Origin of the sequence: Geobacillus sp. WSUCF1 (assembly GCF_000422025.1) — a bacterium.
In the GTDB taxonomy this organism is placed as follows: Bacteria; Bacillota; Bacilli; order Bacillales; family Anoxybacillaceae; genus Geobacillus; species Geobacillus zalihae.
This window is the reverse complement of the sequence record NZ_ATCO01000138.1, coordinates 1-14,735: the sequence shown is the minus strand read 5'-3', so window position 1 is coordinate 14,735 and position 14,735 is coordinate 1. Positions and strand designations below refer to the sequence as shown.

Annotated in this window: 12 protein-coding genes and 1 pseudogene; 11 read left to right on the top strand and 2 right to left on the bottom strand. The window is 54.5% G+C overall.

Annotation, left to right across the window (positions count from 1 at the left end):
* Positions 1-7: 7 nt before the first annotated feature.
* Entirely contained in the window at positions 8-280 is a 273-nt protein-coding gene (gene yajC, locus I656_RS03270; RefSeq protein ID WP_033006362.1) for a preprotein translocase subunit YajC, read from the top strand.
* Between the two features lie 163 nt (positions 281-443).
* Here yajC and I656_RS03275 read toward each other — a convergent pair whose 3' ends face one another.
* A complete protein-coding gene (locus tag I656_RS03275) occupies positions 444-827 on the bottom strand; it encodes a TIGR04086 family membrane protein (protein WP_033006360.1) in 384 nt (127 codons plus the stop codon).
* A 66-nt stretch (positions 828-893) separates the two neighbouring features.
* Positions 894-2,456 carry a stage V sporulation protein B gene (gene spoVB / locus I656_RS03280; RefSeq protein ID WP_033006359.1) on the bottom strand — a complete coding sequence of 521 codons (1,563 nt, stop codon included), beginning with the start codon at positions 2,454-2,456 and terminating at the stop codon, positions 894-896.
* Positions 2,457-2,567: 111 nt separating this feature from the next.
* On the opposite strand from spoVB, the gene I656_RS0116395 reads away from it, so the two are divergent.
* The 10 genes and pseudogenes from I656_RS0116395 (at position 2,568) to ahpF (ending at position 14,615) form a co-directional block, all read left to right on the top strand.
* The gene (locus I656_RS0116395; protein WP_033006357.1) at positions 2,568-2,855 is read left to right on the top strand and encodes a post-transcriptional regulator; all 288 of its coding nucleotides are present in this window, start codon (positions 2,568-2,570) and stop codon (positions 2,853-2,855) included.
* A 112-nt stretch (positions 2,856-2,967) separates the two neighbouring features.
* Positions 2,968-5,220 carry a protein translocase subunit SecDF gene (gene secDF, locus I656_RS03285; protein WP_020756196.1) on the top strand — a complete coding sequence of 751 codons (2,253 nt, stop codon included), beginning with the start codon at positions 2,968-2,970 and terminating at the stop codon, positions 5,218-5,220.
* Between the two features lie 135 nt (positions 5,221-5,355).
* Positions 5,356-6,264: a cation diffusion facilitator family transporter gene (locus I656_RS03290; RefSeq protein WP_014196411.1), complete on the top strand. Its 909-nt coding sequence runs from the start codon at positions 5,356-5,358 to the stop codon at positions 6,262-6,264.
* A 57-nt stretch (positions 6,265-6,321) separates the two neighbouring features.
* Positions 6,322-8,686: pseudogene (gene recJ / locus I656_RS0116390) on the top strand (single-stranded-DNA-specific exonuclease RecJ).
* A complete protein-coding gene (locus tag I656_RS03295; protein ID WP_013144641.1) occupies positions 8,677-9,189 on the top strand; it encodes an adenine phosphoribosyltransferase in 513 nt (170 codons plus the stop codon). The pseudogene recJ and the gene I656_RS03295 overlap by 10 nt, the downstream one beginning before the upstream one ends.
* Positions 9,190-9,337: 148 nt before the next feature.
* The gene (locus tag I656_RS03300; protein ID WP_011232055.1) at positions 9,338-11,536 is read left to right on the top strand and encodes a bifunctional (p)ppGpp synthetase/guanosine-3',5'-bis(diphosphate) 3'-pyrophosphohydrolase; all 2,199 of its coding nucleotides are present in this window, start codon (positions 9,338-9,340) and stop codon (positions 11,534-11,536) included.
* A 23-nt stretch (positions 11,537-11,559) separates the two neighbouring features.
* Positions 11,560-12,018 carry a D-aminoacyl-tRNA deacylase gene (gene dtd, locus I656_RS03305; protein ID WP_011232054.1) on the top strand — a complete coding sequence of 153 codons (459 nt, stop codon included), beginning with the start codon at positions 11,560-11,562 and terminating at the stop codon, positions 12,016-12,018.
* An 81-nt stretch (positions 12,019-12,099) separates the two neighbouring features.
* Positions 12,100-12,273 (top strand): hypothetical protein, encoded by a 174-nt coding sequence (locus tag I656_RS18770; protein WP_020756192.1) that lies wholly within the window; start codon positions 12,100-12,102, stop codon positions 12,271-12,273.
* Positions 12,274-12,507: 234 nt separating this feature from the next.
* The gene (ahpC, locus tag I656_RS03315) at positions 12,508-13,071 is read left to right on the top strand and encodes an alkyl hydroperoxide reductase subunit C (protein ID WP_011232052.1); all 564 of its coding nucleotides are present in this window, start codon (positions 12,508-12,510) and stop codon (positions 13,069-13,071) included.
* 14 nt (positions 13,072-13,085) lie between these two features.
* Positions 13,086-14,615 carry an alkyl hydroperoxide reductase subunit F gene (gene ahpF / locus I656_RS03320; protein ID WP_011232051.1) on the top strand — a complete coding sequence of 510 codons (1,530 nt, stop codon included), beginning with the start codon at positions 13,086-13,088 and terminating at the stop codon, positions 14,613-14,615.
* Positions 14,616-14,735 lie beyond the last annotated feature (120 nt).

Below are 14,735 nucleotides of genomic sequence, written 5' to 3'. Positions count from 1 at the left end.
GGATTGCATGAACGCAGCGATCGCCAATTTGTTGCTGATTGTGCTGTTTTTTGTGATGTTCTACTTTTTGCTCATTCGCCCGCAACAAAAACGGCAACGCGCCATCCAGCAAATGCAGGCGAATTTGAAAAAAGGCGATAAAATCATCACGATCGGTGGATTGCACGGCATCATCGACTCGGTCGATGAGGACAAAATCATCGTTCGCGCCGGCGACGGCACGCGACTGACGTTCGACCGCTCCGCGGTGAGAGAAGTGGTGGCGGAAAGCAAGGCGTAGCGAAAGCGCGGCCATCGGCGTCTAAGCTTGAGCGCCGATTTGAACGGCGGTGTGAAAAGCGCGAGCGAGACGCAATCTCGTTTCTTACCATCGCGCTCTCCATCACAAAAGGTGTCCCGTTTGCTTTGAGGACACCTTTTGCTTTTGCGCTGGTTTGTCGTTTTTACGTCCGTTCATAGCGCGACGATGACAAATTGACCCCGACGATGCCGCCTAAGGAAGCAGCGGCGAAAAAGGCAAGGTGGTACAGCCATTGTTCGACGGTAAACGATTTTTCCATGCCAAGAAATTGAAACAAAAAGATGATCGCCGTAAATAAGAGGCCGGTCAGCCCGCCGGCGAGCCATCCTTTTTCTTGGCTTTTTCCGCCGGCGACAACGCCGCCGATAAACAGCGAGACAACCGAGGCGGCAAACACGATCCAGGTGAGCGACGATTCGTGAATGTCCGTCCATTTGAGCAACAACGAAAAAATGAAGCTGACGAGCGCCGCCAACACAAAAACTGTGGCGATTCCATACACCAGTGCGCTGCCAAGCCGTGACACCGCGATCCCTCCTTGGCCCAAACGCTTTTTACCACAATATATTCACCGCCGGACAGGTTTAGACGTTTATTTTCGCTTGTTTTTGCCGGCCAGCCAGTGCAGCCCCGGAAGGTAGACGAGCTCTTCGCGCCGGATGAGCCGGAACAGAACGAGGCAGGCGGCATATAGGGCGGCTGTCGCGGCCATGGCAAGCAGCGTCCAAAGCGGTGCGGGCACCGCCAAAAGCGGATGGCGGGAGAGCGCATAGCCGATTGCGCCCGCAGCGATGATGGCGCCAAGCGCTTTGATGTACTCGCGCGCATCGATGGAAAAAGACACCACCTTGACGACCGTGGCAAAGTGAAGCAACGTCACAAGAACGGTGCTGACTGCAGTCGCCAGCGCCGCGCCCATAATGCCCAAACTTGGACGGGAAGCAAGGACGAAGATGCACACGAGCTTCACCACTGCTCCGATCAAGCTGTTCGTCATGGCGGCGTTCGCCAAGTCCAGTCCTTGCAAGACCGCCTGCAGCGGGCCTTGGAAATAATACAATAAGAAAAACGGCGCCATCACTTGAATAAAGATCGCGGCTTCACTTGTGCCGTACATCCAGCGCATGAGCGGCTCGGCGAACAAGTAAAGAACGACGGTGGAAAGGCCGCCGGTGACAAGCGACAAGCGCATCGCCTGGGCGATCCGGTATTCGACCAAAAGCAGCTTGCGTTGCGCCATGGCTTCGCTGATGGCCGGCACCAGGGCGGTCGAAAGCGCGTACGTAATAAACGACGGCAACGTCAACAACGGCAGCGCGTAGCCGACAAGCTGTCCGTATTGCCTTGTGGCAGTGGAGGCGGCGATGCCGGCCAATGCCAAGCTGTTGGCGACGACGATTGGCTCAAAAAACCAAGAAAGCGAGCCGATCAAACGGCCGCCGGTCGTCGGCAAGGCAATGCGCATGAGGCGGACGAACGTCTCTTTGCCGGCTTGGACGTAGTGAAAAAACTTTGTCCGCAGGCGAATCGATTTTTTAACCTTAAATAAAAACAGCAAATACAATAATGCTGCCAGCTCGCCGAGAACGGAAGACGCCATGGCGCCGGCGGCGGCATACTCGACGCCGTACGGCAAAAGCGGCTGTGTGCATAAGGCAATCAAGCTGATGCGGACGATTTGTTCCAACAAGAGCGAATAGGCGTACGGTTTCATTTGCTGGCGTCCTTGAAAGTAGCCGCGCAGCACCGAAGAGATGGCGACGATCGGCACAATTGGAGCGATGGCAAGAAGCGGATAGTACGTGCGCGGGTCGGTGAACATCGTCCGGGAGAGCCATGGCGCAGCAGCGATCAACGCCGGCAGAAGCACGATGCTTAGCGCGCCGGTGGTGGCCAGCGACACGACGAGAATTTGTTTCACCCGCTGCCGGTCGCCGGCCGCCTCTGCTTCGGCGACGAGTTTGGAAATGGCGACCGGCAGCCCGATCTGCGTCGCGGTAATCGCTAAAACGAGCGTCGGCACGGCCATCATGTACAGCCCGACTCCTTCATCGCCGATCATGCGGGCGACGACAATTCGGTTGATGAAGCCGAGAATTTTCGTAATAAAGCCAGCGGCGATTAAAATGACCGTACCTTGTAAAAATTTAGACATTTTCTCCCCCTGCCTTCTCAAATGCCTCCGTCTTTTATACAATATATGCAAGGCCCATGGCCAAGCATGACAAGATTGGCAGGCGGCAATGGATACAAGGGGGTATGGGGGATGGATGAAAACCGGAAGCTGCGCGAACAGCTCATGCCGGCGCTCGAGTCGAAGTGCGATGAGTTTCGTCTTCTCGGCTATACGCAAGTGACGATGGACGGGCTGTGGGAATGTTTATGTTCCCGCAAGTGGAAGCATCGGCCGGTGGAAAAAAAACTGCATGAGTTGGTCAGCGACATTTTCTCTCTTTCGCCGAGCGAGTATATGATGTTTTTGACGATGCGTTCGTATAAGCAGCAGGCGGCCGGCGATGATGAGTTGGAGCGGGTTTTAAAGGAATTGTTATAGTGGAAAATTGACACTTGCCGGCTGCTGTTTCATAATGGAAGGCGAGGCCAATGTTTTGCTTGGCGCTGCGGCGGACGGCGCCGAGGCAAGTTGAAGGAGGATCTTAAGGAGAATGGTAAAACGAAGCCGCATCGTCGCCTTTTTTCTGCTCCTGCTTTTGTTCGCCGGAGTGATGGGGCCGACGATTCAAGGAATTGTACATAACATCAAACTGGGCCTTGACTTGCAAGGCGGTTTTGAAGTGCTGTATGAAGTGAAGCCGGCCAAAAAAGGCGATAAGATTGACCAAGAGACGCTGCAAAGCACCGTCAGCGCGCTGAATAAACGGATCAACGTCCTTGGCGTCAGCGAGCCGCGCGTTGACATCGAGGGAGGAAACCGCATCCGCGTCCAGCTCGCCGGGGTGAAAGACCAAAATGAGGCGCGCGAAATTTTGTCCACGCAGGCGAAATTGACGTTCCGCGATGTCAATGACAACGTGCTTATGGATGGAAGCGACCTCGTCCAAGGCGGAGCGAAGCTGTCGTTTGATGAAAACGGCCGGCCGAGCGTCGCTCTGAAATTGAAAGACGCCGACAAGTTCCGCCAGGTGACGGAAAAAGTATATAAAATGGGGCCGCCAAACAACATTTTAGTCATTTGGCTCGATTTTAAAGAAGGGGTGGACTCCTACCGGAAAGAAGCGGGAAAAGCGGATCCGAAATTTATTTCCGCCGCTTCAGTCAACCAAGTGTTCAATCAGACGGATGTGTCGATCGTCGGCAATTTTACGGTCAAAGAAGCGCAACAGCTGGCCGATTTGCTCAATGCCGGCGCGCTGCCGGTCGAGCTGCATGAAATTTACTCCACGTCCGTCGGCGCTCAGTTTGGGAAAAACGCCCTGCAAAAAACGGTGTTGGCCGGCATCATCGGTGTGGCGGCGATCTTCTTGTTCATGATTTGGTTTTACCGGCTTCCCGGGATCATCGCCGTCATTACGCTGTCGGTATACATTTATTTGATTTTGCTTTTGTTTGATTGGATGAACGTCGTGATGACGCTGCCAGGCATTGCCGCCCTGATTTTGGGGGTTGGGATGGCGGTCGATGCCAACATTATTACGTACGAACGGATCAAAGAGGAGCTGAAGCTCGGCAAGTCGATGCTGTCGGCGTTCCGTGCTGGCAACCGCGGGTCGTTTGCGACGATTTTTGACGCCAACCTTACGACGATCATCGCCGGCGCTGTTCTTTTTATTTACGGGACAAGCTCGGTGAAAGGGTTTGCGACGACGCTCATCATCAGCATCGTCGTCAGCTTTCTCACCGCCGTTTACGGCACGCGGCTGTTGCTCGGACTGCTTGTGTCAAGCCGCTGGCTCGATAAAAAGCCGGAGTGGTTTGGCGTCAAAAAGTCGGAAATCTTAAACATTGCCGAAACGACCGAGGAAACGGAAGTGCCGACGAAGTTTGACCGCTGGGATTTTGTCAAACATAGCCAAAAGTTTTTCATTTTCTCTGGCGCATTGACGATCGCCGGCGTCATCTCGTTGTTTGCCCTGGGGCTGAATCTTGGCATTGACTTCACGAGCGGAACGCGCGTTGAGGTGACGAGCAGCCAGCCGATCGATGCTAAAGAGTTGAGCCGCTATTTCGAGCGGCTCGGCTACAAGCCGGAAGATGTCGTCCTGTCCGGCACGGATGGGAAAACAGGCGTCGTCCGCTTGATTGGCGTGCTCGATAAGCAAGAAATTGCCAAGCTGAAAAATGAATTGAAGCAAGCGTATGGCAACGAACCAAACATCAGCACCGTCTCTCCGGTCGTCGGCAAGCAGCTGGCTCGCAACGCGCTCATTGCTGTGCTGATTTCCTCGATCGGCATCATTCTTTACGTGACGATCCGCTTTGAGTGGCGAATGGCGCTCGCAGCCATTGTCGCCTTATTGCACGATGCGTTTTTTATCATTACCGTGTTCAGCTTGACGCGTCTTGAAGTCGATTTGACATTCATCGCCGCGGTGCTGACGATCATCGGGTACTCGATCAACGATACGATCGTCACGTTTGACCGCATCCGGGATTTGATGAAAAAGCGGAAAGTGAAAACGGTCGACGACTTGAAGCATATCGTCAACCGGGCGTTGCAGCAAACATTTACGCGCTCGGTCAATACCGTCTTGACCGTCTTGTTTACGGTCATCGCGTTGCTCATCTTTGGCAGCGAAGCGATCCGCAATTTCAACCTCGCCTTGCTCGTTGGACTTGTGTGCGGCGTCTATTCGTCGCTTTGCATCGCTTCTCAGCTTTGGGTCGTTTGGAAAGGACAGGAGCTCAAAAAAGGGAAAGGAGCCAAAAAAGCGGCGGCCGAGGCCGAACCGCAAGTGTAACAGCGCGCCGGAAAAGCGAATGTGCTTTTCCGGCGCCTTTTTGTTCGGTGCAATGCTTAGGGCGGAAAATGGATACACTAACCGTCAGATGCAACATAGGCAGCGCGTGAGGCTGCTGAATGCAAAGGTGGGGAGATGGCCATGGAACACGAACAGCGGTTCAGGCAGGCGAAAACGGCAGCGATCGTCGGGATCGCTGGAAATATGGCGCTTGCTGCTGTCAAGGCGGCGGTCGGCGTGTGGAGCCAAAGCCAAGCGTTGATCGCTGATGCCGCCCATTCAGCGTCCGATGTTGCCGGCTCGTTCGCCGTTTGGGTCGGACTGCGGGCCGCTGCGCGCCCGCCGGATGAGGATCATCCGTACGGGCATGGGAAAGCGGAATCCATCGCCGCCATTATTGTGGCGGTTCTTCTATTTCTCGTTGGGATCGAGATCGGGCGCTCGGCGTTTCTGTCATTTTTCGCCCCACTGTCGCCGCCCGGGGCGGCCGCCATTTACGTCTTGTTGTTGTCGATTGCTGTCAAAGAAGCGATGTTTCGCTATAAATACCGGCTCGGGAAAAAGCTAAACAGCGATGCGCTGATCATCAACGCCTATGAGCACCGATCGGATGTGTTTTCGTCGTTTGCTGCGCTCATCGGCGTCGGCGCCGCCATTGTCGGTGGAAAATGGGAGATTGACTGGCTTGTATACGCCGACCCGCTCGCCGGATTGTTCGTCTCGCTGCTTGTTCTGAAAATGGCATGGGACCTTGGCCGACAGTCGGTCCATACGGCGATCGACCATGTGCTTCACGAGGAAGAGGCCGGCTATTTGCGCGAGGCGGTCTTGTCCATTCCCGATGTGCGGCAAATCAATGAGCTGCATGCGCGCGAGCACGGCCATTACGTCATCGTCGATTTGAAAATCGCCGTCGATCCGCAATTGACGGTCGAAGAGGGGCACCGGATCGGAAAGAAAGTGAAAGAAAAACTGCTGACGCTGCCGCGCGTCCGCAATGTCATGGTTCACATCAACCCGTACAACCCGGAAAAAAAACCGTAATGTCGTTGCCTGCCCTTTTCTCCTTTTTGTATAATAAGGAGAGTTGAGGTGGGAGACATGTTGAAAGCGAAAACGCGTTGGGAGGTGGAGCGCCTCGATGAGCAGGCGGTGAGGCGGCTGGCTGAGGAAGCCGGCGTCACGCCCTTATTGGCGAGGCTTCTCGTCCGCCGCGGGGTGCGGACGGCCTCGGAGGCGGCGGCGTTTCTCAATCCGCTTCGCCAACCGTTTCATGATCCGTTTTTGCTTGATGGGATGGAGCGAGCGATTCAGCGTCTAAAGCGGGCGATCGACGCGGGTGAACGCGTGTTGGTATACGGCGATTACGATGCCGATGGCGTTTGCAGCACGTCGGTGATGGTGAGTGCTCTCAAGGAGGCGGGGGCGTCGGTCGAGTTCTACATTCCGAACCGATTTACGGAAGGATACGGGCCGAACATGGCGGCGTTTCGCTCCGCAAAAGAGCGCGGCGTTTCCGTCATTGTGACCGTCGACAATGGGATTGCGGCGGTCAAGGAAATTGCGGCCGCCAACGAGTGGGGGATGGATGTCATCGTAACGGATCACCACGAGCCAGGTCCGGTGTTGCCGGAGGCGCATGCGATCATTCATCCGAAGCAGCCGGGAAGTACATATCCGTTTCGCGATTTAGCCGGCGTCGGCGTTGCGTTTAAGGTAGCCCATGCCTTGCTTGGGCGGGTGCCGCGCCATTTGCTTGATTTGGTCGCGATCGGCACGATCGCTGATTTGGTTCCGCTTGTTGGGGAAAACCGCCTCTTTGTTGCACACGGGCTTGAAGCGTTGCGAGCGACGGAGCGCATCGGGCTGCGCGCTCTTTTTCGGCAATGCCGCATTGATGCGGCGGCCATCAACGAACAGACGGTCGGATTTGTCATCGCTCCGCGCTTGAACGCGGCGGGCGCCTCGGCGGCGCCGATCCGGCAGTGGCGCTCTTAATGACGGACGATGAGAACGAAGCGGTGCAGCTGGCGGCGGAGATGGACGAGTTAAACCGCGAACGTCAGCAGCTTGTGGCACAAATCGCTGAAGAAGCGGCGGACATGGTGCGCCGCCAATTTCCTCCTGAGGAACATCGCGTCTTGGTTGTGGCAGGCGAAGGATGGAATGCCGGAGTGGTGGGCATTGTTGCTTCTAAGCTTGTCGAGCAGTTTTACCGCCCGGCGGTCGTGCTTTCCATCGACCGGGAAAAAGGGATCGCCAAAGGGTCAGCCCGCAGCATTCATGGGTTTGACTTATTCGCCAGCCTGTCGCAATGCCGCGACCTGTTGCCGCACTTTGGCGGCCACCCGATGGCGGCGGGGATGACATTGTCGCTTGATGATGTCGAAGAATTACGGCAACGGCTGAACGACATCGCCGCCGAAACGTTGTCTGAGGACGATTTTACGCCGCCGACGTTCATCGATGCTTCCTGTTCGATTGCTGAGTTGACGCTCGACGCCGCCCGCGGTCTTGAGCGGTTCGCTCCGTTTGGCGTCGGCAATCCGCGGCCGCTTGTTCTCATTGAAGGGGCGTCCGTTGAAACCATGCGGCGCGTCGGGGCGAACGGAGCCATATGAAAGCCGTCTTTTCCCAAGACGGGGCCGCGATCGATGCCATCGGCTTCGGCCTTGGGCCGTTATGCGAAGAAATCGCTCCGGATGCGCGCATTTCGGCGGTCGGGGAGCTGTCGGTGAACGAATGGAACGGGTTCGCCAAGCCGCAGCTGTCGTTGTGTGATCTGGCGGTCAGCGACTGCCAGCTGTTTGACGTCCGCGGCTGCCGCGACGTCCGTCCACTTCTTGAGCGGCTGCCAAAAGAGAAGCGGCTAGTCGTCTCCTTTCGCTGTGAAACTGGGCAGCGCCCGGACGTGGCGCCATTTCGCGGGGAGCTTCATTGCGTGCCGACCGAAGAAGAGGCGGGCGCCTTATCGATTGACGACCGCTATGTCGTGCTGCTTGACGTGCCGCCGCGGCTGGCCTTGCTGTCGGCGCTTCTTGGCAGCGGGCGGCCGGCGCGCATTTACGCGGTGTTCGCCCAGCCCGAGGCGCAATTTTTCCGCACGTTTCCGACGCGCGACCATTTTAAATGGTTTTACGCCTTTTTGCATCAACACCGTTCGTTTCCGCTCGCCAAGCGCGGTGGTGAGCTGGCCCGCGCCCGCGGTTGGACGGAAGAGACGGTTCATTTTATGGCGAAAGTATTTTTAGAGCTTGACTTTATCAACGAACAAAACGGCGTCATTTCGCTCGTTCATCAGCCGGCGAAGCGCGATTTGCACGAATCGCCGACGTACCGCCGGCGGCGGGACGAGCTCGAGGCGGAGCATCAGTTAGTCTATTCCACTTACGAGCAATTGAAACGCTGTTTGGCGGAAATGACACGTTCGCAAACGCACGAGGAGGCAAACGTATCATGGACTTAAAACAATACATTACGATTGTGCCCGATTTCCCGAAGCCGGGCATCATGTTTAAAGATATTACAACGCTGATGGACAACGGTCCGGCGTACAAATATGCGACCGACCAAATTGTTCAATATGCGCGCGAAAAACAAATCGATATCGTCGTTGGTCCGGAAGCGCGCGGCTTTATCATCGGATGCCCAGTCGCCTATGCGCTTGGCGTCGGATTTGCGCCGGTGCGCAAGGAAGGGAAGCTGCCGCGCGAAGTCGTCCGTGTGGAGTATGGCCTGGAATATGGAACAGATGTCTTGACGATGCATAAAGATGCCATTAAGCCAGGGCAGCGCGTGTTGATCACCGACGATTTGCTGGCGACGGGCGGGACGATGCGGGCGACGATCGATTTGGTGGAACAGCTCGGCGGAGTGGTGGCCGGATTGGCCTTTTTGATTGAGCTTACCGAGCTTGGCGGCCGCAAAAAATTGGAAGGCTACGATATTTTGACGCTGATGCAGTTTTAAACAGTCGACATTGTTCGCATCTTCGGATACAATAAAGAAAAAAGGGGCACTCACACATGAGTGCTCTTTCTTATTAACCGTATGAACGCAACGGACCTCTGTGCTTTGCAGCTTCAATTTTAATCGATTAAAAAGGTGATTCAACCCTATGGCCAATGAACAAGTGCTGACAGCGGAGCAAGTGTTTGAACGAGCGAGCTGTTATTTGTCGGAACAAGACGTCGCCTTTTTGAAAAAGGCGTATGAGTTTGCCAAGCACGCCCATCGCGACCAATTTCGGAAATCGGGCGAACCATACATCATCCATCCGATTCAAGTCGCGGGCATTTTGGTGGACTTAAAGATGGACGCGACAACGATCGCCGCCGGGTTTTTGCATGATGTCATCGAAGACACCGAGGCGACAAAAGAAGACCTCGAGCGCGAGTTCGGCGCGGAAGTGGCGATGCTTGTCGACGGGGTGACGAAGCTTGGGAAAATTAAATATAAATCGCAGGAAGAACAGCAGGCGGAAAACCACCGGAAAATGTTTTTGGCCATGGCGCAAGATATCCGGGTCATTTTGATCAAGCTCGCCGACCGGCTGCACAATATGCGGACATTGAAACATTTGCCGGCCGAAAAACAGCGGCGCATTGCCAATGAGACGCTCGAAATTTTCGCTCCGCTCGCGCATCGGCTCGGCATTTCGAAAATCAAATGGGAGCTTGAGGATACGGCGCTTCGCTATTTAAACCCGCAGCAATATTACCGCATCGTCAATTTAATGAAGAAAAAGCGGGCCGAGCGCGAGCAATATTTGGAGGAAGTCATTCAAGAAGTGCGCGAACGGCTCAACGAAGTGCATATTCCTTGCGAAATTTCCGGGCGTCCGAAACATATTTACAGCATTTATCGAAAAATGGTGATGCAAAATAAACAGTTCAACGAAATTTACGATTTGCTCGCTGTCCGCATCATCGTCAACAGCATCAAAGACTGCTATGCTGTGCTCGGCATTATTCATACATGCTGGAAGCCAATGCCAGGCCGCTTCAAAGACTACATCGCCATGCCGAAGCCGAACATGTACCAATCGCTCCATACGACGGTGATCGGCCCAAAAGGCGAACCGCTTGAGGTGCAAATCCGCACGTTTGAAATGCATCAAATCGCCGAGTTCGGGATCGCCGCCCACTGGGCGTACAAAGAAGGAAAGACGATCAAACCCAACTCGTTTGAAGAAAAGCTGTCTTGGTTTCGGGAAATTTTGGAATGGCAAAACGACGCCAGCAATGCCGAAGAGTTCATGGAATCGCTCAAGATGGATTTGTTTTCCGACATGGTGTTCGTCTTCACGCCAAAAGGCGATGTCATCGAGCTGCCGGCCGGATCGGTGCCAATCGATTTCGCTTACCGCATCCATTCGGAAATCGGCAACAAGACGATCGGGGCGAAAGTCAACGGCAAAATGGTGCCGCTTGACTACAAGCTGCAAACGGGCGACATCGTCGAAATTTTAACTTCCAATCATTCGTACGGTCCGAGCCAAGACTGGCTGAAACTGGCGAAAACGTCGCAGGCGCGCAACAAAATCCGCCAGTTTTTCAAAAAGCAACGGCGCGAAGAAAACATCGAAAAAGGCAAAGAGATGGTCGAAAAAGAGGTGCGCAGCCTCGGCTTTGAGCCGAAAGAAGTGATGACGGCCGACAACGTAAAGCGCGTCGCCGAAAAGTTCAACTTCTCGAACGAAGACGATATGTATGCGGCAGTCGGCTATCATGGCATCACAGCGGCGCAAATCGCCCATCGGTTGACGGAAAAATGGCGAAAGCAGCGCGATCTCGAGGAACAGCAGCGCAAACTGGCCGAAGCGGTCTTCGAAGCCAAGCTGCCAGCTGGCAAAAAGCGCGACTGCGGCATTCGCGTCCAAGGAATGGACAACTTGCTCATCCGTTTGTCGCGCTGCTGCAACCCGGTGCCGGGCGATGAAATTATCGGCTTCATTACCCGCGGCCGCGGCATTTCCGTCCACCGCGCCGATTGCCCGAACGTCAAGACCGAAGAAGCGGCCGATCGGTTGATTGCCGTAGAATGGGAGAGCGGAGCAAACGGCGAGCGTGAATATAACGTGGACATTGAGATCACCGGATTTGACCGCCGCGGTTTGCTGAATGAGGTGCTGCAGGCGGTGAATGAAACGCGCACCGATATTTCCGCCGTCTCGGGACGCTCAGACCACCGACATAAAATTGCGACGATCCATATGACAATCGCCATTCATAATTTGAGCCACTTGCAAAAAGTCGTCGAACGAATCAAACAAATTCCCGACATTTATTCCGTCCAGCGCTTGATGAACAACTAAGGGCGGCGAAAGGAGGGATGCAAGTGAGAGCGGTCATCCAGCGGGCGAAAGAGGCAAAAGTCACCGTCGGCGGCGAAGTCGTTGGTGCCATTGATGCGGGTTTTGTCGTCCTTCTTGGCATCACGCATGAAGATACAGAAGACGATGCTGCCTATTTGGCTGAGAAAATCGCTCATTTGCGCGTTTTTGAAGATGAAGACGGAAAAATGAACCGCTCCTTGCTTGACGTCGGCGGGGCGGTGCTGTCGGTGTCGCAGTTCACCCTTTACGGCGACTGCCGAAAAGGCCGGCGCCCGAACTTTATGGCGGCGGCCAAGCCCGACCATGCCTTGCCGCTGTATGAGGCGTTCAACGCCGCTTTGCGCGAAAGAGGCGTTCATGTAGAAACCGGCGTATTCGGTGCGATGATGGACGTATCGCTCACAAACGACGGGCCAGTCACCTTGATCATCGACAGCAGCGAGAAACTGGGAAACAGATGAAGTTTCCCGGTTTCTTTTTTATTTTCGGCGAAAAATGGGAAAGATGAAAACAAGTGCGGCGATAGAGAAAGGAGGAGCGCGATGCGGCAAACCAAAAGAGGCGAGCAGGCGCACCGGACAAACGATGTGCTGTCCGTCGACTTTCACGAATGGGTGCGGCTCGAGGCCCAATATAGAGCGTTTGAGTTGGCATCCGAATTCGGTGTGGCGCCGAAAGACGTACAAATGTTGAAAAAACAGCAGCCCCGCCCGTAAACATGGCGAGTTGGAAGGAGCGCACGGGGCGTGTGGATGTTTCGTGGGCCTAGGCGGTGTGGCCGTTCAGACGAAACAGCTGCGAATGAGCGCTGCGCATCCGCTCAACACTGATCCAGCTCGGTAGAGGAAAAAATCCATTGCATATGTATTGACAAACATATGCCCCTATATGATAATAAGTATTGGTTTAAAATTATTATAAATTAACAGTCGCAGGAGGTAGATGAAGCAATGTCTTTGGTTGGGAAAAAAGTACAACCATTCCGTGCCCAAGCGTATCACAACGGCGAATTCATCGAAGTGACAGAGCAAGACTTCATGGGGAAATGGAGCATCGTTTGCTTCTATCCAGCGGACTTTACGTTCGTCTGCCCGACGGAGCTCGAAGATTTGCAAGATCACTACGCGACGTTTAAAGAACTTGGCGTGGAAGTGTACTCGGTTTCGACCGACACTCACTTTACTCATAAAGCATGGCACGATACATCGCCAGCCATCAGCAAAATCGAATACGTGATGATTGGCGATCCTTCGCATCAACTGTCGCGCATGTTTGATGTGCTCGATGAAGAACAAGGATTGGCGCAGCGCGGCACGTTCATCATCGATCCAGACGGCGTCATTCAAGCGGTGGAAATCAATGCGGACGGCATCGGCCGCAACGCCAGCACGCTGATTGATAAAATTAAAGCGGCCCAATATGTGCGCAACCATCCGGGTGAAGTCTGCCCGGCGAAATGGAAAGAAGGAGCGGAAACGCTGAAGCCAAGCCTAGACCTCGTCGGCAAAATTTAAGGGGGGCTTAGGCGATGCTGCTGGATGCTGACATCAAGGCGCAACTAGCCCAGTATTTGCAATTGCTTGAAAATGATATTGTCTTGACGGTAAGCGCGGGAGACGACAACGTTTCCCGCGATATGCTTGCTTTAATCGATGAATTAACGGCGATGTCGTCGAAAATCAAAGTGGAAAAAGCGAAGCTGGAACGAACGCCAAGCTTCAGCGTCAACCGGGTCGGCGAAAACACCGGCATCACCTTCGCCGGCGTGCCGCTCGGCCATGAATTTACGTCCCTCGTTTTGGCGCTGCTTCAAGTGAGCGGGCGGCCGCCGAAAGTCAGCCAAGACGTCGTGGACCGCATTCAACAAATCAGAGGCAAACATCATTTTGAAACGTACGTCAGCTTGACCTGCCACAACTGCCCGGACGTCGTGCAAGCGCTCAACATTATGAGCGTGTTGAACCCAGATATTTCGCATACGATGATCGACGGGGCGGCGTTTAAAGAAGAAGCGGAGCAAAAAGGGATTATGGCCGTACCGACGGTGTTTTTAAACGGCAAACTGTTCGCGAGCGGCCGCATGTCGCTTGAAGATATCCTCGCCAAATTAGGGAGTGCTCCGGATGCTTCTTCCTTCGCCGACAAAGAGCCGTTCGACGTGTTGGTGATCGGCGGCGGCCCTGCGGGTGCGACAGCAGCCATTTACGCAGCGCGCAAAGGCATTCGCACTGGGATTGTTGCGGAGCGCTTCGGTGGACAAATTTTAGATACGCTCGGCATTGAAAACTTTATCAGCGTCAAATATACGGAAGGACCGAAGCTTGCGGCCAGCATTGAGGAACATGTGAAGCAATACAACGTCGACATCATGAACTCGCAGCGGGCAAAACGACTCGAGAAAAAAGACTTGATTGAAGTCGAGTTGGAAAACGGCGCCGTGTTGAAAAGCAAAACGGTTGTGATCGCAACGGGCGCCCGTTGGCGCAACCTTGGCGTGCCGGGCGAGGAAGAGTTCAAAAACAAAGGGGTCGCCTATTGCCCGCATTGCGACGGCCCGCTGTTCGAAGGGAAGCACGTGGCGGTCATCGGCGGCGGGAACTCTGGAGTCGAAGCGGCGATTGACCTCGCTGGCATCGCCAGCCATGTGACGCTGCTTGAGTTCGCCCCTGAACTCAAGGCCGATGCTGTTTTGCAAGATCGTTTGTACAGCTTGCCGAACGTAACGGTGATTAAAAACGCGCAAACGACGGAAATCACCGGCACGGACAAAGTCAACGGCTTGACGTACATTGACCGGGAAACAGGGGAAGAACATCATATCGAATTGCAAGGCGTGTTCGTGCAAATCGGCCTTGTTCCGAACACCGAATGGTTGGAAGGAACGGTGGAACGGAATCGCTTCGGTGAAATTATCGTCGATAAACGCGGCGCGACGAACATTGAAGGCGTCTTTGCCGCGGGCGACTGCACGGACAGCGCCTATAAGCAAATCATTATTTCGATGGGCTCGGGTGCAACCGCAGCGTTAAGCGCGTTTGATTATTTGATTCGCCATTAAAGAGAGCCGAAGGTGGACCGCCTCTTCGATCCCATGGAGGGGCGGTTCAACGAGTCGGCTCTCTTTTTTTAACATCTTTCCGAAAGAAGTCTCCCACTTTGAAGCGAAGTGAAAGTGGGA